The 23,521-nt window shown below is 56.6% G+C and carries 22 protein-coding genes and 1 pseudogene; 12 read left to right on the top strand and 11 right to left on the bottom strand.

Annotated features, from left to right (window positions below; translation table 11 throughout):
• Positions 1-22 precede the first annotated feature (22 nt).
• The 3 genes from Q1A74_RS12200 to Q1A74_RS12190 all read left to right on the top strand — a co-directional run bounded on the left by Q1A74_RS12200 (position 23) and on the right by Q1A74_RS12190 (position 2,854).
• A complete protein-coding gene (locus Q1A74_RS12200) occupies positions 23-1,195 on the top strand; it encodes an MFS transporter (protein WP_299596230.1) in 1,173 nt (390 codons plus the stop codon).
• A gap of 199 nt (positions 1,196-1,394) precedes the next feature.
• Positions 1,395-1,979, top strand: a complete 585-nt coding sequence (gene ssb / locus Q1A74_RS12195) for a single-stranded DNA-binding protein (protein ID WP_299596228.1) — start codon at positions 1,395-1,397, stop codon at positions 1,977-1,979.
• A 26-nt stretch (positions 1,980-2,005) separates the two neighbouring features.
• Positions 2,006-2,854, top strand: coding sequence for a sugar nucleotide-binding protein (locus Q1A74_RS12190; protein WP_299596225.1), 849 nt, complete (start codon positions 2,006-2,008; stop codon positions 2,852-2,854).
• An 88-nt stretch (positions 2,855-2,942) separates the two neighbouring features.
• Here Q1A74_RS12190 and fabB read toward each other — a convergent pair whose 3' ends face one another.
• Positions 2,943-4,166: a beta-ketoacyl-ACP synthase I gene (fabB, locus tag Q1A74_RS12185; RefSeq protein WP_299596222.1), complete on the bottom strand. Its 1,224-nt coding sequence runs from the start codon at positions 4,164-4,166 to the stop codon at positions 2,943-2,945.
• Positions 4,167-4,300: 134 nt separating this feature from the next.
• Positions 4,301-4,825: a 3-hydroxyacyl-[acyl-carrier-protein] dehydratase FabA gene (fabA, locus tag Q1A74_RS12180; protein WP_299596220.1), complete on the bottom strand. Its 525-nt coding sequence runs from the start codon at positions 4,823-4,825 to the stop codon at positions 4,301-4,303.
• A gap of 260 nt (positions 4,826-5,085) precedes the next feature.
• Between fabA and galU the strand changes: the two genes are divergently transcribed.
• The gene (gene galU / locus Q1A74_RS12175) at positions 5,086-5,922 is read left to right on the top strand and encodes a UTP--glucose-1-phosphate uridylyltransferase GalU (protein WP_299596217.1); all 837 of its coding nucleotides are present in this window, start codon (positions 5,086-5,088) and stop codon (positions 5,920-5,922) included.
• A 1-nt stretch (position 5,923) separates the two neighbouring features.
• On the top strand, positions 5,924-7,273 hold the full coding sequence (locus tag Q1A74_RS12170) for a phosphomannomutase (RefSeq protein ID WP_299596214.1): 1,350 nt from the start codon (positions 5,924-5,926) through the stop codon (positions 7,271-7,273).
• Positions 7,274-7,323: 50 nt separating this feature from the next.
• Here Q1A74_RS12170 and Q1A74_RS12165 read toward each other — a convergent pair whose 3' ends face one another.
• A complete protein-coding gene (locus tag Q1A74_RS12165; RefSeq protein WP_299596211.1) occupies positions 7,324-7,779 on the bottom strand; it encodes a hypothetical protein in 456 nt (151 codons plus the stop codon).
• Between the two features lie 205 nt (positions 7,780-7,984).
• On the opposite strand from Q1A74_RS12165, the gene dapB reads away from it, so the two are divergent.
• From dapB to greA, 7 genes and pseudogenes are all read left to right on the top strand, one after another.
• Positions 7,985-8,794 carry a 4-hydroxy-tetrahydrodipicolinate reductase gene (gene dapB / locus Q1A74_RS12160; protein ID WP_299596208.1) on the top strand — a complete coding sequence of 270 codons (810 nt, stop codon included), beginning with the start codon at positions 7,985-7,987 and terminating at the stop codon, positions 8,792-8,794.
• A gap of 31 nt (positions 8,795-8,825) precedes the next feature.
• Positions 8,826-9,227 (top strand): annotated as a pseudogene (locus tag Q1A74_RS12155) (ATP-dependent zinc protease); the annotation flags it as partial.
• 84 nt (positions 9,228-9,311) lie between these two features.
• Positions 9,312-10,232 (top strand): 30S ribosomal protein S6--L-glutamate ligase, encoded by a 921-nt coding sequence (gene rimK, locus Q1A74_RS12150; protein WP_299596991.1) that lies wholly within the window; start codon positions 9,312-9,314, stop codon positions 10,230-10,232.
• A 188-nt stretch (positions 10,233-10,420) separates the two neighbouring features.
• A complete protein-coding gene (locus Q1A74_RS12145; RefSeq protein ID WP_299596205.1) occupies positions 10,421-11,062 on the top strand; it encodes a YfiR family protein in 642 nt (213 codons plus the stop codon).
• Positions 11,063-11,649: 587 nt separating this feature from the next.
• Complete coding sequence (carA, locus tag Q1A74_RS12140; protein WP_299596989.1) at positions 11,650-12,801, top strand: glutamine-hydrolyzing carbamoyl-phosphate synthase small subunit; 1,152 nt, start codon at positions 11,650-11,652, stop codon at positions 12,799-12,801.
• 69 nt (positions 12,802-12,870) lie between these two features.
• On the top strand, positions 12,871-16,101 hold the full coding sequence (gene carB / locus Q1A74_RS12135; RefSeq protein WP_299596202.1) for a carbamoyl-phosphate synthase large subunit: 3,231 nt from the start codon (positions 12,871-12,873) through the stop codon (positions 16,099-16,101).
• Between the two features lie 135 nt (positions 16,102-16,236).
• On the top strand, positions 16,237-16,713 hold the full coding sequence (gene greA / locus Q1A74_RS12130; protein ID WP_299596199.1) for a transcription elongation factor GreA: 477 nt from the start codon (positions 16,237-16,239) through the stop codon (positions 16,711-16,713).
• Between the two features lie 62 nt (positions 16,714-16,775).
• Here greA and Q1A74_RS12125 read toward each other — a convergent pair whose 3' ends face one another.
• From Q1A74_RS12125 to Q1A74_RS12090, 8 genes are all read right to left on the bottom strand, one after another.
• Positions 16,776-17,648 (bottom strand): hypothetical protein, encoded by an 873-nt coding sequence (locus Q1A74_RS12125; RefSeq protein WP_299596195.1) that lies wholly within the window; start codon positions 17,646-17,648, stop codon positions 16,776-16,778.
• Between the two features lie 123 nt (positions 17,649-17,771).
• Positions 17,772-18,647, bottom strand: coding sequence for a hypothetical protein (locus Q1A74_RS12120; protein WP_299596192.1), 876 nt, complete (start codon positions 18,645-18,647; stop codon positions 17,772-17,774).
• A gap of 572 nt (positions 18,648-19,219) precedes the next feature.
• Positions 19,220-20,206: a hypothetical protein gene (locus Q1A74_RS12115; protein ID WP_299596189.1), complete on the bottom strand. Its 987-nt coding sequence runs from the start codon at positions 20,204-20,206 to the stop codon at positions 19,220-19,222.
• Positions 20,199-20,747: a hypothetical protein gene (locus Q1A74_RS12110; RefSeq protein ID WP_299596186.1), complete on the bottom strand. Its 549-nt coding sequence runs from the start codon at positions 20,745-20,747 to the stop codon at positions 20,199-20,201. The genes Q1A74_RS12115 and Q1A74_RS12110 overlap by 8 nt, the downstream gene beginning before the upstream one ends.
• A gap of 56 nt (positions 20,748-20,803) precedes the next feature.
• Positions 20,804-21,682, bottom strand: a complete 879-nt coding sequence (locus Q1A74_RS12105) for a CsgG/HfaB family protein (RefSeq protein WP_299596183.1) — start codon at positions 21,680-21,682, stop codon at positions 20,804-20,806.
• A 110-nt stretch (positions 21,683-21,792) separates the two neighbouring features.
• A complete protein-coding gene (locus Q1A74_RS12100; protein ID WP_299596180.1) occupies positions 21,793-22,212 on the bottom strand; it encodes a curli assembly protein CsgF in 420 nt (139 codons plus the stop codon).
• Positions 22,212-22,664, bottom strand: a complete 453-nt coding sequence (locus Q1A74_RS12095) for a CsgE family curli-type amyloid fiber assembly protein (protein WP_299596177.1) — start codon at positions 22,662-22,664, stop codon at positions 22,212-22,214. Before Q1A74_RS12095 ends, Q1A74_RS12100 begins: the two co-directional genes overlap by 1 nt.
• A complete protein-coding gene (locus Q1A74_RS12090; protein WP_299596174.1) occupies positions 22,661-23,254 on the bottom strand; it encodes a LuxR C-terminal-related transcriptional regulator in 594 nt (197 codons plus the stop codon). The genes Q1A74_RS12095 and Q1A74_RS12090 overlap by 4 nt, the downstream gene beginning before the upstream one ends.
• Between the last annotated feature and the right edge of the window lie 267 nt (positions 23,255-23,521).

Below are 23,521 nucleotides of genomic sequence, written 5' to 3'. Positions count from 1 at the left end.
TTCGCTGTGTCCGGAATATTGAATGAACCTCACTGAACGCCGCGCGCTCGCCGGCCTCGCCTCCCTCTATGTTTTTCGCATGCTGGGCCTGTTTATGGTGCTGCCGGTGCTGTCCCTGTACGGCACCGATTACAGCGGCAGCACGCCGGCACTGCTGGGATTGGCACTGGGCGCCTATGGCCTGAGCCAGGCCATTCTGCAGATTCCCATGGGGGTGCTCAGTGATCGCTGGGGGCGGAAGCCGGTAATCTTTCTCGGCCTTGCGGTATTTGCCGCGGGCTCGGTGGTGGCGGCGTTGACCGATTCGGTTTACGGGCTGATTGGCGGGCGTGTGCTGCAAGGGGCCGGGGCAATCGCCGCGGCCACTATGGCGCTGGCGGCGGATCTTACCCGCGATGAAAACCGCGGTAAGGCGATGGCGGTGATCGGCGCGTCTATCGGAGTAGCCTTTGTGCTGGCGGTGGTACTCGGCCCGCTGGTAGCCGGGTTTGGTGGTCTGTCGGCGATTTTCTGGCTGACCGCGCTGCTGGCACTGCTGGGCATGCTGCTGGTGTGGCGGCTGGTGCCGAATCCGCAAGTGTCCGCGCGTCGCGCTCCGCGCAAGGGAGATTTCTCCCGACTGCTGGCGCAGGGCGATGTGTGGCGACTGGTGTGCGGTGTGTTTTTCCTGCACCTGTTGCTGACCATGTTATTTGTACCGCTGCCCTTGCTGCTGGTGGACAAGCTACACCTCGCCAGCGACCAGCACTGGAAGCTTTACGGTCCGTTGATGCTCGGCGCTTTCATTGTGATGTTGCCGCTGATGCGGGTGGCGGAGAAGCGTAACAAGGTGTCCGCGGCCATGCGATTGGCGTTGCTGGGGCTGGTTTTTGGCGGCGTGGCGCTGATGCCACAGGTACAGGGTGGCTGGATTGTTGCCTGTCTCGGGCTGTTCTTTCTGGCCTTCAACCTGCTGGAGGCATTGTTACCCTCTCAGCTGACGCGGGTGGCGCCCGCTGAAAGCCGCGGTGCTGCAACCGGCCTGTACGCGACCCTGCAGTTTCTCGGTGCTTTTGTCGGCGGTAGCCTGGGTGGTGTGGTGTACGGGCAGGGCGGCGCCAGTGCAGTGGCCACGCTGGCACTGGGGGTGCTGGTGCTCTGGTCTCTGGCCTGGTGGCAGATGCGCGGTACCCAGGTACCACTTGCCAGCGGCTAAAACCCCGGTCGCCATTGGGGCGATACGCCAGCGGTGACGCCCCCCGGGCGAGTGTTGTATGCTGCTGGATATAAATACACTGTTGGTCGCGTCAGGGCTCTGAGCCCGGGTCGTATCCCGTCAGCATTTTTCATCTTATTTTTGAACATAGAGCGCCCTTCCGTGTGAACCCGGTGGGGCCGATAGAGAGGAGAGGCACATGGCTTCCAGAGGCGTGAACAAAGTAATTATTGTGGGCAACCTGGGTGGTGACCCGGAGACCCGCTACATGCCCAGCGGCGGTGCTGTAACCAATATCACCGTGGCCACTTCCGAAACCTGGAAAGACAAGAACACCGGCCAGCAGCAGGAGCGCACCGAGTGGCACCGCGTGGTGTTCTTCAACCGCCTGGCAGAGATTGCCGGTGAGTACCTGCGCAAGGGCAGTAAAGTCTACCTGGAAGGCGCCCTGCGTACCCGCAAGTGGCAGGACAAGAACACCGGGCAGGACCGCTACACCACCGAGATTGTCGCTGCTGAAATGCAGATGCTCGACAGTCGTGGCGGTGAAGGTGGCGGCTACCAGCAAAACCAGGGCGGCGGCTTCCAGCAGCAGAATCAGGGCGGTGGTTTTCAGCAGCAGGATCAGGGCGGATACCAGGACGAGTACGCCCAGGGCCGCTCCGCGCCGTCTCCCATGGCACCGGCCAACCAGCCTGGTGGTCAGCCCCAGAACAAGCCCGCCGGCAACCAGCCGCCGGCCGGTGGTTTTGACAACAGCTTTGACGACGACATCCCCTTCTGAGGACCTGACCCGGGAGCGCACGCGCCATGCATCACACGGGGTATCAGCCCGATACCGTCGCCTTGATCGGCGCCGGCAATGCCATCGACAGCGCCCTGCAAAAGGGGCTGCAGAAGGTGGGGTTTCGGGTGCAGTTGCTTGGCCGTGAGCAGCTCACGGCAGAGCAGTTTTCCGCGCGCTCTGGAACCATTGTGATCAACGCCGCCAGCTGTGGCGGCGGGGCGCGCATGAGCGAGGCCCGGGCAGTGTGTGAAGCGCTACAGGGGCTCCCCTATACCGCGTTGCTGCACCTCTCCTCCTACGGCGTATTCGGCCGCGCCCGGCGCAAGAAAATCGACGAAGACGAAGAGCCTTCCCCCACCTCGGAAAGAGGTCGGGACTGGCTTGCCTGTGAAGAGATGCTCTCCACTGCCGAGAATGCCAGTATTCTGCGTCTGGGCTGGCAGGTTGATCGCAGCGAAGATGCACTGCTTGGACGTATTCTACGCAGCCTGCTGGATGGCAAGCCTGTGGTGCTTGACGATACCAGCAAAGGCAACCCGGTTACGGTGGCGGATCTGGTGCGGGTCACGGTGGCGGTTGCCCAGCAGCTGGCCAGTGGCGGCCCAAAATCCGGGCTCTACCACTACGGCTCTGCGGACACCTGTACCGCGATGGACTTCGGGCGCGAGGTCGTCGACCGGGTGCGCTCGTTGTACGGCGAGGATTTTGCCGCTGACCTGGTGGCGCCGGATGCGGAACCGGAAGATCGTTCATTTGTGCTGAGCGGTGAAAGGTTGCGGGATGTGTTTGGCATTCAGCAGCGCAGCTGGCGGCAGGGGCTTACCCGGCAGGTGGAGTTGTGGTTAGAGCGGCTGCAGAAGCCGGAGGCTTGACGGGCCAGTTTTGAATGCAAATAAAAAAGGGCGAGCCGCATAGCGGTTCGCCCTTTTTTGTGTCCGGTATTCAGCCGGATGTAACCCGTCAGACCTTGTCGAAAATCAGGCTGGCGTTGGTGCCGCCAAAGCCGAAACTGTTGGAGAGCGCGCGGCGTACTTCGGTTTTGCGCAACTCGGTCACCAGGTCCAGACCTTCTGCCGCTTCATCCACAGTCTCCACATTGGCGGAGGCAGCGATAAAGTCATTCTGCATCATCAGCAGGGTGTAGATGGCTTCCTGTACACCAGCAGCGCCGAGGGAGTGGCCGGTGAGGGACTTGGTGGAGGCGAATGCCGGTACCTTGTCTCCGAACACTTCTTTCATGGCGCGCAGTTCGGCAACGTCGCCTACCGGGGTGGAGGTGCCGTGGGTGTTGATGTAGTCGACACCACCCTCAAGACCATTGCCGTCCATACCCGCCAATGCCTGCTGCATGCAGCGCGCAGCGCCTTCACCGCTGGGGGCGACCATATCGTAACCGTCCGAGGTTGCGCCGTAGCCCACCAGCTCCGCGAGAATGTTGGCGCCGCGGGCTTTGGCGTGCTCCATTTCTTCCAGCACCACACAGCCGCCGCCACCGGCGATCACGAAGCCGTCGCGGCTGGCGTCGTAAGGGCGGGATGCGCTTGTGGGCGTGTCATTGTACTTGGAGGACAGCGCGCCCATGGCGTCAAACAGGTGGGTCAGGCTCCACGCCAGCTCTTCACCGCCACCGGCGAATACCACATCCTGCTTGCCCATCTGGATCAGTTCCGCACCGTTGCCGATGCAGTGTGCGGAAGTGGCGCAGGCGGAAGAGATGGAGTAGTTCACACCCTTGATCTTGAATGGGGTGGCCAGGCACGCGGACACGGTGCTGCCCATGACCTGTGGTACCCGGAAGGCACCTACACGGCGCACGCCTTTGGTTTTCAGGATGTTCGCAGACTCGATGATGGCCGCGGTGGAGGTGCCACCGGAACCCATCACCAGGCCGGTGCGGGGGTTGGATACATCCGATTCTTCCAGGCCGGACATCGCGATGGCTTCGGCCATGGAAATGTACGCGTAGGCCGCGGAGTCGCCCATAAAACGCAGATGCTTGCGGTCGATATGTTCCTTGATGTCGATATCGACTACACCGGCGATCTGGCTGCGCAGACCCAGCTCGGCGTATTCGTCCATGTAGCGAATGCCGCTGCGGCCTTCTTTCAGGGAGGCGAGCACTTCCTGGGTGTTATTGCCGATGCAGGAAGTAATGCCCATTCCGGTAATGGCTACACGGCGCATAGTGATCTCCAGTAAAACTTGTAGAGTGAATTGTTATTCTTTTATGTGACAGTGATTGTGCGTCGGTGTTTGCGTGTCAGGCGGTTTGAATACGGGGTTTCACCGTATCAGCCCCTTTCCGACACGCAGACCGATCAAAAGTTGTCAGTGCGGGTAAACAGGCCCACGCGCAGGTCTTTGGCGGTGTAGATCTCGCGGCCGTCTACAGACACGGAGCCATTGCCAATACCCATCACCAGTTTGCGCTCAACCAGGCGGCTCATCTGGATATGGTAAGTGACTTTTTTGTTGGTGGGCAGGATCTGGCCGGTGAATTTCACTTCACCACAGCCCAGGGCGCGGCCGCGGCCGGGGTTCCCTTTCCAGGCCAGGAAGTAGCCCAGCAGCTGCCACATGGCGTCGAGGCCAAGGCAGCCTGGCATGACCGGGTCGCCGGGGAAGTGGCAGTCAAAAAACCACAGGTCTGGCGTGATATCCAGTTCGGCAATCAGCTCCCCTTTGCCGAATTCCCCGCCTTCTTTGGCAATATGGGTGATGCGATCCAGCATCAGCATGTTGGGAGCGGGCAGCTGCGCATTGCCCGGTCCGAACATCTTGCCCTGGCCGCATTCCAGGAGTTCTTCACGGGTGTAGCTGCTTTTTTGAACGAAATTACTCATTGGGTCCCCGATTCTGGGCATTCTTTACACGAGCCGGCATTCTAAGGGCTAAGCATAGCTTGTCCAGTCGGTCATAACCCTTTTTGTGACTGGAGCTGTCCTAATTTGCCCTTGACCTCGGTGCGGCCCCCGAAGCCAGTGGCCCCGGGGCGCTCGGGTTGTCGCAGCAAAGCTGGACTGATTCTTGCCATACTTTTGTGATAACTTGCCGAAATTCGGCGCAGGGCCGCGCCGGAGCCGTATTCTAATGAGGGGGAGCAATGCTCAAAAAATGTCTTTTCCCGGTGGCGGGCTATGGAACCCGCTTCCTGCCGGCAACCAAGGCGATGCCCAAGGAAATGTTGCCGCTGGTCAACAAACCACTGGTGCAATATGGGGTGGAGGAAGCCATCGAGGCGGGCCTCACCGAGATTGGGTTTGTGACGGGGCGTGGCAAGCGTGCCATTGAAGACCACTTCGATACCAACTTCGAGCTGGAGCAGCAGATTGCAGGTACCGGCAAAGAGCGCTACCTGGACTGTGTGCGCCAGGTTATCGACAGCGCCAGCTTCTCCTATACCCGTCAGGGCGAGATGCGCGGGCTGGGGGATGCCATCCTCCAGGGGCAGCGTCTCATCGGCGATGAAGCTTTTGCCGTAGTACTGGCGGACGACCTCTGTCTGAACGAAGAGGTCGGTGTTCTGGGCCAGATGGTGCAGCTGTATAAACAGTTCCGCTGCAGTATTGTCGCGGTTGAAGAAGTGCCGAAAGAGCAGATCCACAAGTTCGGCGTGATCGCCGGCAATGAAATCAAGCCGGACCTGTTCCAGGTCACGGATATGGTGGAAAAGCCCAGTGCCGAAGATGCGCCGAGCAATATGGCGATCATTGGTCGCTATATTCTGACCCCGGATATTTTCGATCTGATCCGCGAAACCCCGCCAGGCAAGAACGGTGAGGTGCAGATTACCGATGCGCTGCTTACCCAGGCCAAGCGCGGCTGCGTTCTGGCCTATCGATTCAAGGGGCGCCGTTTCGATTGCGGTTCCGTCGACGGCTTTATCGAAGCCACCAATCACGTTTACAAGAATATTTATTTACCCGGGGAGAAGGGCTGAGATGTCTGAATTAACCTGTTTTAAAGCCTATGATTTGCGCGGCCGTGTGCCCGATGAATTGAATACCGATGTGGCCTACCGTGTGGGCCGCGCCTTTGCCCAGTTTCTGGACGCGCGCCGCGTGGTGGTCGGGCACGATATTCGCCTCACCAGTGCCGAGCTCACGGATGCTCTGGCCAACGGCCTGCGCGATGCCGGTGCGGATGTGTTTCATATTGGCGAATGTGGAACTGAAGAGATTTATTTCTCCACTTTCCACGGCGATTTTGATGGCGGTATCTGTGTCACCGCCAGCCACAATCCGATGGACTACAACGGCATGAAATTCGTGCGCGCCGGCAGCCGTCCGATTAGTGGCGATACCGGCTTGCTGGACATCAAAAAACTGGCGGAAGACAACAATTTTGCCGCGGTGGAAAAACGCGGTGACCTGAGTACCTTTGCCCACCGCGAAGACTTTGTAAAACACCTGCTGGGCTATGTGGATGTTTCCGAGCTGAAGCCACTGAAGCTGGTAGTCAATGCCGGCAATGGCGGTGCGGGCTCCGTTGTGGACGCACTGGCACCGAGCTTGCCGTTTGAATTTGTGCGGGTACACCACGAGCCCGACGGTAATTTCCCCAACGGTATCCCCAATCCGATTCTGACGGAAAACCGCGAGTCTACTTCGGCAGCCGTGCGAGAAAGTGGTGCCGATTTCGGTATCGCCTGGGATGGTGACTTTGACCGCTGCTTCTTCTTCGACGAAAACGGAGAGTTTATCGAGGGGTATTACGTGGTGGGTCTGCTGGCCGAGGCCTTTCTGGTCAAGCACCCGGGTGCCAATGTGGTCCACGACCCGCGCCTGACCTGGAATACCGAAGATATCGTAAAAGCGGCGGGCGGTGAGCCGGTACAGAGTAAAACCGGCCACGCGTTCATCAAAGAGCGCATGCGCAAAGAAGACGCGATTTATGGTGGCGAGATGAGTGCGCACCATTATTTCCGCGACTTTGCCTACTGTGACAGCGGCATGATTCCCTGGTTGCTGGTGGCAGAGCTGGTGAGCCGCAGCGGCAAGCCGCTGTCGAAACTGGTGGGCGAACGCATGGCCGCTTTCCCGTGCAGCGGTGAGATTAATTCCAAAGTGGAAGATCCGAAGGCGTTACTGCAGGCGGCGGAAGCAAAATATGCGGCGGATGCCAACAGCGTCGAGCATGTGGACGGCCTCAGTGTTGCGTTTGACGATTGGCGTTTCAACCTGCGTATGTCCAATACTGAGCCGGTGGTGCGCCTGAATGTGGAATCCCGCGGGGATGAAGCCCTTATGAAGGCCAAGACCGAAGAATTACTCGGCCTGATCAGCGGTTGATTTTTCGTTTGCGGGGGCGCAGCCGTGCCCCTGTTTTGTCTTTCTCGAGTTTAGTTTCTAGCCAGCGCTTCCCGGAGTTCCTGATGATACTCCCGCTGGATCTTCTTCAGCTCTTCCAGCTGCTTATCATTGAGAACTTTAACCATTTCCGTTCGCGTAGCGGCACGGACCGCAATTATTTTTGCATCGATCTCTTCTTTTTGCGCCTTCGTCAATTTGGGCACCTTTTTTCCCGGCTCAATTCCGTACTCCTTCATGATCGCCATCTGCAGTTCAAAGTTCGTTTCCATCAGCGGCAGGGCCTCGTCTTCCTGCTCCGGTGACAGTTTCAGGCGCAGGGTCACCCAGTCCGCAATATCGTCGTATTTCTCCCAGAAGTCGTCCATGGTTCCGAGTTTGCTGTCCGATGCATGGCTGGGAAACGACAGTAGTGATGAAAGCAGAATTGCCAGAAGGGCGGCGGAGAAAGAAGACCAGAACGGATTGCGGCTTTCGAAAGACATCATTGGCGCTCCAAACAACAGGCTATTAAAAGCCTAGTCAAGGAATTCGGCGTCGCAAGGCATACTCGGCAGTCAGTGGTCTGTTATGTTGGAGGGGCGCGGACCGCGGGGTCGCAATGGTATTGCCGCCGGTGCAAACCGGGGTAGAATCCGCGGCTTTCGTCAGTTCGGGCATCGGCCCGGTCGCAGAACAGGAGAGTCAGGGGTCATGGCAGTAAATATTGCAATCACAGGTTTTAGCGGTCGTATGGGCCGGGTGCTGGCAGAAGCCGTGGCCTACGCCGAGCAGGATGGGAAGGCCCACCTCAGCGGCGCCATTGTGCGTCCCGGGTCGAGTCTTGTTGGCGCGGACGCGGGAGAGGTGGCGGGCCTTGGCCGCAATGGCCTGCCCGTTGTCGACAGCCTGGAACAGGCCGAATTCGACGTGCTGATCGATTTTACCGCCCCTCTGGCTACCCTGGAGAACGCCGCCTACTGTGCCGAGCACGGCAAGGCCATTGTGATTGGAACCACCGGCTTCACCGCGGATCAGAAGGCGCAGATGCTGAGCGCTGGTGACAAGACACCGTTGTGTTTTGCGACCAATTTTTCCACTGGCGTAAACCTGTGCTTTAACTTACTGGAAACCGCGGCCCGGGTGCTGGGGGACGACGTGGATATCGAGATCGTCGAGGCCCACCACCGCCACAAAGTCGACGCGCCTTCCGGGACCGCGCTCAGCATGGGCGAGGTTATCGCTGATACCCTCGGGCGGGACCTGTCCAAAGTGGCGGTGTATGGCCGCGAGGGGCAGACCGGCGCGCGGGAGCGGGAAACCATCGGGTTTGCCACTGTGCGCGGCGGTGATGTGGTGGGAGAGCACACGGTGTCTTTCCTCGCCGATGGCGAGCGGATTGAAATCACCCACAAGGCCAGCAGCCGGCTGGCATTTGCCCGTGGCGCGGTGCGCGCGGCAACCTGGTTAACTGATCGCGCAGCGGGACAATACGATATGCGCGACGTACTGGCACTGAAATAAATCGGGCCATCTTTTTTAAGGAGCTATTTGCTTGGATAAGAAAATCATCGTCGGCAGCGAAGAGTGGTGTGCCTTTCCCGGATTGGGTATTCCGGCGATCAAGGCGCGGGTGGACTCCGGAGCTAAAACCTCTTGTCTGCATGCGTATAACATCCAGCAATTCAACCGCGGTGGCGAGCCCTGGGTGAGCTTTGAGGCGCACCCGCTACAGAACCTGCGTCGTCCGCGGGTGCGCTGTGAGGCTCGGGTGCTGGATCGACGAACCATCCGCAGCTCCTCAGGCGACGCGGAAAAGCGGTTGGTGATCAAAACCGCGATCAGCATCGGCGGCAGCGTGTGGGACATCGAACTCACCCTGACCAACCGCGACTCCATGGGCTACCGTATGCTGCTGGGTCGCGAGGCGATGATGGGCCGTATGCTGGTGGACCCCTCTGAGAGTTTCTGCCTCGGCGAAATGCCGCCCAGTCAGCTGGAGGAGCTCTACCACGACGAGCACCATATGGCGGGCACGGGACTGCGCATTGGTGTGCTGGCGTCCAATCCGGACCTGTACAGCAATCAGCGGATTATGGAAGCCGGTGCCGAGCGCGGTCACCGTATGACCTTCCTGAATATTCGCCAGTGCTATATGAAGCTGGATTCCGCAGACCCGGAAGTCCACTACCGGGATGGGCGTGTGCTCAACAACCTGGATGCCATTATTCCGCGTATCCGCCCGAGTATGACGTTTTACGGCTGCGCCCTGACTCGCCACTTTGAAAGCATGGGGGTGTATGCACTAAACGGGGCTGCCGCCATCAGCCAGTCTCGCGACAAACTTTACTCCCTGCAGTTGCTGCAGGAGGGCGGGTTGAATATTCCCATCTCCGGGTTTGCCAACTCGCCCATGGATACCAACGAGTTGATCGAGATGGTGGGCGGTGCCCCGCTGATTGTGAAGCTGCTCGAGGGGACGCAGGGGCGCGGCGTGGTGCTGGCAGAAACCCGCAAGGCGGCGGAGTCGGTGATCAATGCGTTCAAGTCACTGAAAGTGAACCTGCTGGTGCAGGAGTTTATCCGCGAGGCCCAGGGTAAGGATTTGCGCCTGTTTGTGGTGGACGGCAAGGTGTTCGCGGCGATCCAGCGGGAAGCTGCGCCGGGCGAATTTCGCGCCAACATCCACCAGGGCGGCACGGCATCCGTGGTGAAAATCCTGCCGGAAGAGCGCAAGCTGGCGATCAAGGCGGCCAAGGTGCTGGGTCTGAAAGTGGCGGGCGTGGACATTATCCGCTCGAAGAAGGGGCCCCTGCTGCTGGAAGTGAATTCTTCTCCGGGGCTCGAGGGTATCGAGAGCGCCACCCGCAAGGATGTGGCGGGCTCCATGATCATGGCGATCGAAAAGGCGCTGAAGTGGCGCCCGGCCATTGGCGGGGAGGAGGTCGAAACCGCCGAGTGAGTTTCGCCGCGGAGTGAGCCGCCGGGCTCGCGGCATATTCTGGCGCGCCCCTGCCGCTCACCATTGGTGGCGGCAGGGGCCCGGTACTAACCTTGTGGTAGCCCCGCGGCATCTTTGCCGAACATCGTATTATTCGAGGTGTTTCTGCGCCGCGGGCGGTTTCCCCAGCGCGCCGGTGACCCTTGAAGATGTCGAAGTCAGTTTCCTCTTGTTCTGCCGCTTACCGCCCTGCGGGTGTAAGCCGCGCCGCGCACCGTCCAAAGCGCTTTTTTTTCAGCCTTTCGTTACCTTTCCTGTTGCTGCCTTGCTTGTTACTGATGGGCGCCTCCGCGCGCGCGGAGGCCAGCGAGCACCTGTCGGATACCGACTTGGGGCGCAAGGTGATGGTGGACTATATCGTGCACTTCGCGCACCACCTGCAGTGGCCCATCGAAGTGTTCAGCGGTACCGGCGCGCCCTTCCGGATTTGTGTGATGGGTGGGGATGAGCTGGTGGCGCCGCTGACTGCCCGGTTGCACCGGCACCGTGTTCAGGGGCGTATGGTCGAGCTGGAGCGGGTCAATGACGGTGAAATGTTGCGCGCACGCAGCTGCCAGATAGTGGTGATGGGGGATATGGAGGCCGAGCGTATGGCCGAAGCCGTTGGCGCGCTGGAGTTCTTTCCGGTACTGACGGTCAGCGATGTGCACCGGTTTGCGGTTCTCGGCGGAATGGTTGAGTTTGCCGTCAGTGGCGCCAGTATGGCGTTGCAGTTGAATAAAACCCGCCTGGACAGGGCTGAGCTGAAAATGGGCAACAGCCTGTTCCGGCTGAGCCGCCAGGTGAACTAGCGAGTCAGCAGCTGGGCAGGGGACGCCGTTCGTTTCTGTGTCATCCCTCCTGTGTTTTCCCGGGCCCTCGCTTCTTTCGCCGGTCTCCCCCGTTGGCGGTCTTTCCTCTACCTCTCTCCCCCGAATCCCCGGGCGCCATCTTCCGCAGATGGCGCAAATTTGTACTGGCGATCGGCGGCGCTTTCCCGTAGAATCTGCGCCCGGCTTGGAAAGGTCCCACCATAGACGCCCGCGCTGCTGGAGATGACATTTTCTCCAGAAAAGATCGCAGGGCCCGTGGCTTCCAAGTCATGAAAAAGTGCCGGAAAAGGCGGATATCCCGCCACTCAGCCCCCTTAATCGGCTGCCGGCCACACAGTGAGAGCCCAGGTGAAAGCCTCAGTGAGCCGACCGTGAATAACCTAATAAAAAGGCGAGATGAAGCAGAAGTTTCATCTCGCTTTTTTATAAAAGGCCTCCGGTAAAACGTTGCACCTGAAACTGCACTGGTTGCGCCCCTTAACAGCGCACCCTCTCACCCTGCCCGGAAGCTGTTCTGACGATTGGAGATTGAATTGAACAACGCTGTTCCCACGCCGGAATCCCTGATGCCCAGCACCACCCCGGCACTGCTGGTGCTCGCCGATGGTAGTGTCTTTCGCGGTCGCGCCATTGGCGCCGAAGGCACAACCGTAGGTGAGGTAGTCTTCAACACTTCCATGACCGGTTATCAGGAGATCCTGACAGACCCGTCTTACGCCCGTCAGATTGTTACCCTGACTTACCCGCATATTGGCAACACCGGCACCAACTCGGAAGACGAAGAGTGCGCCGAGATCTGGTCCGCTGGACTGGTGATTCGCGACCTGCCACTGATGGCCTCCAGCTTCCGCAGTGAGCAGTCTCTTGAGGATTACCTCAAGGCGCGCAACATTGTCGGCATCGCGGATATCGACACCCGCCGCCTGACCCGCATTCTGCGCGACAAAGGCGCTCAGAGTGGGTGCATTCTTGCGGGCGACAGTGTTGCTGGCGACAGTGCAGCCGAAGCGGAGGCCCTGAAGAAGGCCCAGGAATTTGCCGGCCTCAAAGGCATGGACCTCGCGAAGGTGGTTTCTACCAAAGAGCAGTATGACTTCAACGAGGGTACCTGGGTGCTCGGTCAGGGCCACAAGCCGGCACCGGCGGCACAGCCCTACAAAGTTGTGGCCTACGACTTCGGTGTGAAGCGCAATATCCTGCGCATGCTGGTGGATCGCGGTTGCAACATCACCGTGGTACCGGCAGAGACGCCGGCTTCTGAAGTGCTGGCGATGAATCCGGACGGCGTATTCCTGTCCAACGGCCCCGGCGACCCAGAGCCCTGCGATTACGCCATCAAGGCAATCCGGGAAATTCTCGATACCGGTCTGCCCACCTACGGTATCTGCCTGGGTCACCAGCTGCTGGGCCTGGCGGTAGGCGCCAAGTCCGCGAAGATGAAGTTCGGCCATCACGGCGGCAACCATCCGGTGCAGGACCTGAACTCCACCAAGGTGATGATCACTGCGCAGAACCACGGTTTTGCGGTGGACGCAGATACGCTGCCCGACAATGTGGAAATCACCCACAAGTCCCTGTTCGACGGTACGCTTCAAGGCATCCGCCTGAAGGACAAGCCGGCGTTCAGCTTCCAGGGTCACCCGGAAGCCAGCCCCGGTCCCCACGATGTGGCACCGCTGTTCGACCAGTTTATCGAGATGATGGACGCGCGCCGCTAAGCGGCGGTCCACGGAAACGAAGACCAGAATTTTATCCACCGGCTACGGCCGGCTAGATACGGAAGAAAGATGCCAAAACGCACAGACATTAAAAGTATTCTGATCATCGGCGCAGGCCCCATCGTCATCGGTCAGGCCTGTGAATTTGACTACTCCGGCGCACAGGCCTGCAAGGCGCTGCGCGAAGAGGGTTTCCGGGTGATCCTGGTAAACTCCAATCCGGCCACCATCATGACGGACCCGTCCATGGCGGACGCCACCTACATCGAGCCGGTGGAGTGGAAGACGGTCGCCAAGATCATCGAGAAGGAGCGCCCGGACGCGATTCTGCCCACCATGGGCGGCCAGACCGCGCTCAACTGTGCCCTGGACCTGGACAAGCATGGCGTCCTGAAAGAGTTCGGCTGTGAGCTGATCGGTGCCGACAAAAACGCCATCGAAAAAGCGGAAGACCGCGACCTGTTCGATAAGGCGATGAAGTCCATCGGCCTGGAAACGCCGCGCGCCAAGATCGTTCACACTATGGATGAGGCGAAAAAGGTACCGGAACTGTTCGGTTTCCCGGTCATCATCCGCCCCTCTTTCACCATGGGCGGTTCCGGCGGCGGTGTGGCTTACAACTGGCCGGAGTTTGAGGAAATCTGCAAGCGCGGTCTCGACCTGTCCCCGACCAATGAACTGCTGATCGACGAATCCCTGCTCGGCTGGAAAGAGTACGAGATGGAAGTTGTGCGTGACAAAAACGACAACTGCATCATCGTGTGTGCCATTGAAAACTTCGATCCAATGGGCGTGCACACCGGTGACTCCATCACCGTGGCTCCGGCACAGACCCTCACCGACAAGGAATACCAGCTGATGCGCAACGCGTCCATCGCGGTATTGCGTGAGATCGGTGTGGAAACCGGCGGTTCCAACGTGCAGTTCGGTATGGACCCGAAAACCGGCCGAATGGTGATCATCGAGATGAACCCGCGGGTATCCCGCTCTTCCGCCCTGGCCTCCAAGGCCACCGGCTTCCCGATTGCCAAGGTCGCCGCCAAGCTGGCGGTGGGCTATACCCTCGACGAGCTGCAGAACGATATTACCGGCGGTGCTACCCCGGCGTCCTTCGAGCCGTCTATCGACTATGTCGTAACCAAGATTCCTCGCTTCACCTTCGAGAAGTTTGGCGAAGCGGATGCGCGCCTGACCACCCAGATGAAATCTGTGGGTGAAGTCATGGCCATTGGCCGGAATTTCCAAGAGTCCCTGCAGAAAGCTCTGCGCGGCCTGGAAGTGGGCTCTTTCGGTTTCGAGCCGAAACTGGACCCGGCGGAAGTGGGCTCCATGGAGCACCTGCGCCGCGAACTGTCCGTGCCCGGTGCCGAGCGCATCTGGTATGTGGGCGACGCCTTCCGTATGGGCATGAGCATCGACGAAGTCTACGAGCTGTCCGGTATCGACCCCTGGTTCCTGGTACAGATCAAGGACCTGATGGATATCGAAGAGCCGCTGAAGTCTATGCCCACCTCGGCCCTGAACGCCGAGACCATGCGCTTCCTGAAGCGCAAGGGTTTCTCCGACAAGCGTCTCGCCGATCTGTTGGGCGTGAGCCAGAAAACCGTGCGTGAATTCCGCCATAAAATGGGTGTATTCCCCGCGTACAAGCGCGTGGATACCTGTGCGGCAGAATTCGCCACCAGCACCGCTTACATGTACTCCACCTATGACGAGGAGTGCGAAGCGGAGCCGACGGACAACAAGAAAATCATGGTACTCGGTGGTGGTCCCAACCGTATCGGTCAGGGCATCGAGTTCGACTACTGCTGTGTACACGCCGCGCTCGCCATGCGTGAAGACGGTTACGAGACCATTATGGTCAACTGTAACCCCGAGACAGTTTCCACCGACTACGACACTTCCGACCGTCTCTACTTCGAGCCGGTAACCCTGGAAGACGTGTTGGAAATTGTGCGCAAGGAAAACCCGGTAGGGGTAATTGTGCAGTTTGGTGGCCAGACACCGCTGAATCTGGCGCGCTACCTGGCCAACGAAGGGGTGCCGATCATTGGTACCACCCCGGAGCAGATCGACCGCGCGGAAGATCGCGAGCGTTTCCAGCAAATGATCATGCGCCTGGGCCTCAAACAGCCGCAGAATGCCATCGTGCGCTCCGAGTACGAAGCTATCCAGAAGGCCAAGGAAGTGGGTTACCCGCTGGTGGTTCGCCCATCCTACGTACTGGGTGGCCGAGCCATGGAGATCGTCTACAAAGAAGACGAGCTCAAAAATTACATGAAGGAAGCGGTGGAGGTGTCCGACGAGGCGCCGGTACTGCTGGATCACTTCCTGCACTCGGCCATCGAAGTGGATATTGACGCGGTATCCGACGGCCAGGACGTGGTGATCGGCGCGATCATGCAGCATATTGAACAGTGTGGCGTACACTCCGGTGACTCCGCCTGCTCCCTGCCGCCATACAGCCTGCCGGCGGACGTGCAGGACAAGATGCGCGAAGAGGTCAAGGCCATGGCCCGTGAACTCGGCGTGGTGGGGCTGATGAACACCCAGCTGGCCTATCAGGACGGCGAGATCTACGTGATCGAAGTGAACCCGCGTGCGTCCCGTACGGTGCCGTTTGTGTCCAAGTGCATCGGCACCTCCCTGGCCAAGATTGCTGCGCGCTGTCAGGCAGGTATCAGCCTGAAAGAGCAGGGCTTTACCACGGAAATTGTGCCGGACTACTACTCCGTCAAAGAGTCGGTATTCCCGTTCAACAAGTTCCCGAAAGTGGACCCGATTCTCGGCCCGGAAATGAAATCCACCGGCGAAGTCATGGGCGTGGGCGAAACCTTCGCCGAAGCCTTCGACAAGGGCCTGATCGGCGCCGGCGACGCCCTGCCGGAATCTGGCAAGGTGTTTATCTCCGTGCGGGATGTGGACAAGCCCGGTGTGGTGGACGTGGCCCGCGAGCTGGCCGGTCTCGGCTTCGAGCTGGTGGCGACACGTGGTACCGCCAGGGTCTTGCAAGAAGCGGATATTCCCGTTAAAACGGTAAACAAGATGAGCGAAGGGCGCCCGCATATCGTCGATATGATCAAAAACGACGAGATCGCCCTGGTGGTGAACACCACAGAGGGCCGCCAGGCCATTCGCGATTCTGCGGACATCCGTCGCAGTGCCGAGAACCATCAGGTTTGTTACACCACCACCCTGGCCGCAGCCCGTGCCATGGCGATGGCCATGCAGATTGCCGAGCCGCACAAGGTGCGCAGCCTGCAGGAACTGCACCAGCGGGTAGTGCGCTTGCAGAACTGATCGACCGTAAATACCGGTGGCCCGCAAGGGCGGCCATTTTCGAAAGCTCCGCCACCCGGTGGAGCTTTTTCGTTAAAGAAATACTGTAAATAACATCGCAATTTACAGCGAAATATTGAAATTCTGGAGGTTCCTGTGAACCGAGTACCTATGACTGTAGAGGGCGCCGAAGCCCTGCGCGCCGAGCTGGATGATCTGAAAAAAGTACAGCGCCCGGCAGTAGTCCAGGCCATTGCCGAAGCCCGCGAGCACGGCGATCTGAAAGAAAATGCCGAGTACCACGCTGCCCGCGAGAAGCAGGGTTTTATCGAAGGCCGGCTTCAGGAAATTGAAGCCAAGCTGTCCATGGCTCAGGTGATTGATGTCAAAGCCATCGAGCCATCCGGCAAAGTGATTTTCGGTACTACCGTTACCATTATTCACATGGAAGACGATTCGGAAGTGACCTACAAAATCGTGGGTGATGACGAAGCCGATGTGAAGAAGAAAAAAATCTCGGTGAATTCACCGATTGCTCGCGCGCTGATTGGTAAAGAAGAGGGAGATATCGCCGTGGTCAATACTCCTTCCGGTGCCGTGGAATATGAAATTGACACCGTAAAGCACATTTGAATGTTCGAGAAAATAAAAATGGCGGCCAATGGCCGCCATTTTTATTTTTGCTGTGAGGAAAACTACTGCAGTACGTTCGCCTCGTTGCCCACACCCGTCTGCGAAACGATTGCGGAATTTGACCCGGAAGACTGCCTGACATAAGCCTGGTTGAGAATGCCTTGCTGGCTCACAATCGCAGAGTTCCCACCAAGAACGCCCTCTTGTAATACCATCGCATTGTTGCCGATGCCATCCTGAGTAACCAATGAGGCGTTGAAGCTCGACGTCTGTGATACGAACGCAACGTTTCCTATGCCGCTTTGCACGATGTCGGAATTGTTGTACTGACCAAATTGCACATTATGTGCTGAGTTGGCAATGCCACTTTGTGTAATCGAGGATGCGTGACCCGTTCCCACCTGGGAAATGGAAGCAACCTGAGCGGTGCCAAATTGTAAAATGTGCGCATCGGAGTCAGTGGCTCCGTACTGGCCGATTAGGCCATTATGCAGACTGCCAAACTGGGTAATGGTTGCCAGGTTACCGCTCCCACCAAACTGAAATATATTGGCGGTGTTGCTGGTGCCGACTTGAGATATAAAAGCGTCACTGTCGACGGCGTCCACTTGGAACGTGCTTCCCCAATTGTCCTGGCCAGCCTGGTAAATAGTGCTGCTATTGCCTTCCCCACCGAGCTGTAATGAAAAGGCACTGTTGAACAGGCCGATTTGCTCGTGGTGAATCTGGCCACCAAAAGATCCAACTTGTGTGCTGCTCTCATTGAGGGCACCTTGTTGAATCTTGATGATATAGCTTCCATCCATTGCGGTCTGATCAATGACGGCGTTGTTACCGTTACCGGTTTGAATCAGGATTGCGGTGTTGTTGTCAGCCCACGTGGCACTACTGAGCGCGAGCAGGGCGAGAGCACTGAAAGGAAAGAGATATTTCACGGTAACTCCTTCATTTCAAAACTACGAAAGAAATTTTGAAATAGGTGAATTGGCGAGCTGATAATTGGCTTGAAAAAAGGGCGGCCGGATAGGCCACCCTTTTCTCGATGCATAATCGCAGGATTACTGCAGGATAACGCCGTTGTTGCCAAAACCAACTTGCAGAGCTGTAGCAGTGTCACCCAGACCGATCTGGCCCACGAGCACATTGTTGAAGCCACCCAGCTGAGCGGTAGTAGCAGTCAGGCCAACACCGACTTGACCGATGTAGCTGTCGTTGAACAGACCAACCTGTACAGTGGTGCCAGAGTTGCCCAGACCCAACTGAGAAATATCCGCTTCGTTGGCCAGGCCTACTTGCAGAATGTCGGCGTCGTTGAGGATACCGATTTGACGGGTATCCGCGTCGTTAGCAATGCCAACTTGGTTCATGCTGGAGCTGTTCAGGATACCAACCTGGAAGGAGTTCGCGTTGTTCGCGATACCCAGCTGGTTGATGTCGGAAGAAGACAGCAAGCTCAGTACCTGTACTGCAGATGCGGTGTTGGCGATACCAACCTGGGTGATAGAAGTTGAGCTCAATGCACTCAGGAGTTGCAGGGAGAACGCCTGGTTCAGGAAACCTGCTTGAACAACAGAGGCGGAAGTTGCTGCAGATACCGCCTGAATGGTGGCTGCACCGTTGGCTGCACCTACCTGGAAGGTAGCGGCTACGTTACCAGTACCACCGGTCTGCAGTGAGTAAGCACCGTTTACCGCACCCAGTTGGGTTTGGGTGATCAGGCTGCCGGTTTCGCCGTCTTGCTCAGCGTACGCTTGGTTGAAGAACCCGCCTTGAGTTTGAACAATGACGTTGTCATCAGTAGTTGGGCCAGTCTGGTCAGCGGTTGCATTGTTGCCAACACCCACCTGAGTCAGGATGGCGGTATTGTTTGCAGCGAAAGCGGATCCACTTACAGCCAGCAGAACGGCGGCAGCGATAGGGGAAAACGTCTTCATGAGTTGCTCCTTTACTTCGGACGTTAATACGACCAGCCCCGCGGGGGATACTGATCATTTATGGCGCAGTGATAAAGCACCATATCTGGTGGGGGAGAAGCTGAAGGGGGTGGGGTTGTGTCCACCTCTTACAGAGCTTCGTTACCCGTGTGCCTTGCTTCCCGAATAGTCCGTGCGCAGCGGTAACTCGACTGAATGCGCTCGAATGGGGCTGTGGATAAGTCCTGCTATTCGGGGGTTGGCTCTCCGTGAGAGCCTGAAAAGTAACCGTTAAGTTCAAAAAACGATCATCTTGTTATTGAGTGTTGTTGCTCGGGCGGGGGGACGCTATAGGAGGGAAGTCATGAAAAACTAGGAAAAAAGTACAATTTTTAATCAGTAAAAATTCTGGTCTTTTTGCTTTCATAACCAGAATCGTATTTTATGGCGCGCTAAGCATTATTTTGGGGCGATCGGCTGGCCACGTTTCAGCACGGTATTATTACCGTGAAATGGTCGGAGAGCCTTCAGGGCCTACGGGGAGCTGTGGATACGGAAGCGCGTGTAGAAAAATACGCGTAAAGAAGGGAAGCCTAGTGGGAGAGTGATACGGAGTTGCCGTTTCCGAATTGGGTCACCGTGGCCGAAGATGAAATTCCCGCCTGAGAAATCGCAGTGGCGTTAAAAATGCCAACCTGGTTCACCATGGAGTGATGTCCGCCACCCAATCCTGCGACGCCGCTTTGTTGGACCACAACCTGATTGAAACTACCACTCTGCCTACTACTGGCTTGATTGTATTGATCTTCCTGTAACAGGGAGGTCTGGTTGGCCATACCGTCCTGTAATATATCGGCTTCCTGCACGGAACCTGACTGGCGAGTGATCCCCCGATTGAAGCCGCCCTCTTGTACCGTAGCGGCAAAATGCCCTTCGCCAACCTGTGTCAGCGTGGCATCGTTATCATTGCCCCGTTGGTTCACCGTGCTATTACTGAAGGCGCCATTCGCTTGTGTAGTTTCCGCTTTATTTGAAATGCCCGCTTGGGTGATGCGGGTATTGGTGAAATTACTGTTCAGTTGCTGAATGCGAACTTCATTGCCGAAACCCGCCTGGTGGCTTAGAGAGCGACTGCCGTAAGCCACGGATTGCAGGCTGGTAACCTGGTTTTGTGCGCCTGCCTGAATAGTCTCGATGTCATTTCCGCTACCGTACTGCTGTTGCGTCTGGGAACGGTTGAACGCACCGTCTTGCTGTTGCCGGATATTGCTATCGCTCTCCTGCTTTTGGATGCCGTCTGCGATATTGCTTACACCTTCCTGCTCTTGCTCAAAGGTGTTGTCGTTCGTGTTTTTAAAGACCTGTTGTGTGATCGCAAAATTGGTCAGTCCCTCCTGGTATTGATAGACAGAGTTTTCCTCGCCAATAACCGGAAGTGAATGCAAGTGAAACAATATCGCTACAGTGGTCCATCCGAGTTTATTGGTCCAACCGTTCGCTGGACCCCGAAAATCGCGCTGGCTGTGTTGAGGCTTGGTATGTTGCCCGCAAGGACGAGAGTGAATCATGGTGTCAGTCATACTGGTTGATCGTGGTAGACATGGAAACGCCGGTTTGCGTGACTGCGGTACTTAGCCCATTTCCGCGCTGATTGATAGTGACGTTGTGGTAGAGCCCGATCTGCTCTACCGTCGCAGAATTTCGTACACCGTACTGGGTAATCCCTGCCTTGTGCGCATACCCCACCTGCTCGAGAAGAATGATGTTTTCGTACCCTGCCTGGAGTAGAGCGGCAATATTGCCATCTCCCGTCTGAGAGGCGATGGTGCTGTTCCCTTCGCCCACCTGGCTGCTGATCAATAGATTCTGGAAGCCCACCTGCTGAATCGACAGGAAGTTCACCACACCCGTCTGCGTTGCCGATACGTGATTGAAGTTTCCTTCCTGGTAGATGGTTGCGATATTTGCAACTGAGTACCCGTAAGACGTATCCAGCTCATTTATACCGGAAAGTTCGCCTTCCCCGACTTCCTGGGCCCACACCCTGGGAGTGGTGCCCAGGCTGGCGGCGAATGTGGCGATAAAAAATGCCAGGCCAATAGTAGAGGGCCGATGAACCATAGGGGGTATTCTCTTCTTCGTACTGTCGGTGATCGCGGCAATGAAAATAGTAACCACTAGAGAATGGCGGTACTTTCATTCAGGTAATACTGCAGTACCGGGTTGTTGATTTCATCCGGGTTGTCGAGCGCCCAGGAGTTACTGACGATCCCCTGGCTGATCAGGTGGATAACTGCAGATTCCATTGCCGATAGCATGGCAAGTTGTGCAGGCTCGTTGGTGGTTGTACCGAGTTCGATTTCGAGCAGTCGTTTAAATTTCACGTAGCGGAAAACATCTGCGCCAATCGCCTTCGAATAGACAGTTTTCGATGTCAGAACCGAATGCAGTACTCGTCCAGACCGAATATCTACCGCCCGCAGGTTTACCGTTACCTGATCTACTCGATATTGTTCATCCGCACCAATGCCAAAATAACGTGCCCCAGCTCCACCGGTTTTAATGTTGGTGTCGTATGCAACAATGCCCCCTTCGAGGAGAATGTTTGCTGCAACCAGCGAGGGTAACATCGGGTTGTTTTCTGGCGCGTTGGGCTTCGCCAGCGCGGCACGAACAATTTTTCTCTCTGTAAGAAGGTTTTGCAGACCTTCGCGTTCCAGTGGAATAAACCAACCGGATTCATTCAGTACATTCATCAGCATGGATGCAGCACCCTGGGTCACTGCCGTTGAGAAGCTGCTTGAGGGTGCGGGTTTGTACTGACCGGTCTGGTCGCGAAAGTTGTATACAGCAGCAAGAATTTTCCCCTTGGGTTGGGGGAGATTCATCAGATCTCGATAGGTATTGTTTCTCGGGGTCAGTTTGGCGTCGCCCCGCCCCGGACCGAACAGAGCATCGCCGGTTTCCTTGACTGCAGTACAGCCACTGACGGCGAGCATAAATGATAAGGCGGCGACGAGTTTTGAACCTCTTGTAAACATCACACTTGTCTCCAATATTATTCGCAATTATTTGGAATTTCGGATCAGTCCGGGTACTTCTATGGGAATCTGATAGCTATTTTTCCGTTGTACATTCTGAGTGTTCGAAATTTATGGGTGTTGGACTAGTTCGTGGGGTTGAGCCCGCTGACGACGATTTCGCTCTTGTCCCCCGTAGCTCGGTCGGTAATGAGAACGGTTAAAACGCCGTCGTTATCTACAATCTGCACGATGAAATCGTCGGTAATGAGTTCACCACTGTTGCCATCGCCCACGTCTGTCAGAAGCTGGTTGAGCAAGCGGGTTTCTAGTGAATCGGTAAAGCGGTCCAGGGCGCTGGGTTGTTCATATAAATCCGCCGGGTTGTTCGGGTCTTCGTGATCGTCCTGGGATTGTGCGTTCTGTAGCAAAAAGCTGCCATTTAGTGGATTTCCACCAAAGTTTGGGTTGGTTGGTTCATAGATCAGCTGCGAGGTATACCCGTGTGTTCCTGCCAGTGAGAGGAGCGGGATTGCGGCCAGTGATATTAGCCTTGCGATTTTCATTAGAGTTCATCCTTTCCTAAATCAAAGTGATCAGTCAGCGCTTCGCGGACTTTTTCCTTGAGTACCATTTCATGAATGGCTTTTGATGTTTGTTCCGCTACTTCTCGAATGTTATTTGTGCTGGGACTTATGAATTGTCGAAAAACCGTTTTATTGTTGTAGGTGACCCAGATCAGGTTCCCCCATCGCGCGGAAGGGCGCTCCTGGATGGTGAGGTTATAGGTGCTGTCCGGGTAATTTAGGTTCCTGTATTCGCTCATGAAGCGGGCAAAATCATGCCCGGTACGTGTGATCGTCTGGTCAACATTGAAACCACTGATTTCGTCTTCAATCTGGCCGCTATCGGACTGGCTGGACATTTCTTCTAGCGCCTCACCGTCATTTTCCTGCGCTGCAATAAGCGAGGAAAAACTCAGCAGTGTGATTAATGTCGGAAATACAATCGCTTTCATATCCTCTCTACCTGGAGATGAAGTTTTGCCCAATTGCTGGCTTGAAGGCGGTTTTTAACACCAAGCTTGCGGTAAATGTTGTACATATGGTTTTTTACCGTGTGCTCACTCAAGTGCAGGCGCGACGCAATAATGCTATTGGGATCTCCGGTTGTAAGCTGCGCAAGGATTTCTTGTTCACGTTTGGTGAGTAGCAGGCGTGACCGGGAGTCGGTATCAGACTTTGAACGGGTGTTCTGTATGGAGAATCCAAGCTTATTGATGAGATCTTTCTGGTTTGACCTGTTGTCGCAAAGGAAGGCGAACTTCCGGCTTTCCAGCGGCTGAGTGATATGCGCCGGTAAGTCTTGTGGGATATTGATGAGTATGACCTTTGAGTGGTCAATATTTTTCAGATAGTTGAATTCAGCGCTCGGGGTGGGTTTTGAAGACAGACCAAAGCAATCGACAACAATGGCATCGTAGTTTTTCAGGCAGTGCTTTTGTTTTCCGAAGTCCGATTTTTCCCAATTGAACGGAAGTGATTCTGAAATAAGTGAGAACAGTAAGTCCCCGTGAAGGCCGGAATCACTCAAGAAGAGAATCGGCATAATTTACCCCATGTTTAGCCAGTAAGCTGCTCAGGGAGAGGGAGATGGCGCCGGATCTTTACTGCAACGCGATTGCGTCCCCTGTTCCTCTTCTAACTTCTTAATGCGCTTGATTACTTTTTCTTGCGGCTTTGAGGAAGCGGAGTCAGTCCGGTTAAGTGAAAAATCTCAATCCCTGAGAAATTTGTATGGAGTGTAGTCGTGATTCGGTGGCTATCGGCCAAATAATGTGACAGATACTTTATATTATTTTTTTATATATAAAAT

Origin of the sequence: uncultured Microbulbifer sp. (assembly GCF_947504145.1) — a bacterium.
In the GTDB taxonomy this organism is placed as follows: domain Bacteria; phylum Pseudomonadota; class Gammaproteobacteria; order Pseudomonadales; family Cellvibrionaceae; genus Microbulbifer.
The sequence above is the reverse complement of the archived record's forward strand: the minus strand, read 5'-3'. Positions and strand labels throughout refer to the sequence as shown.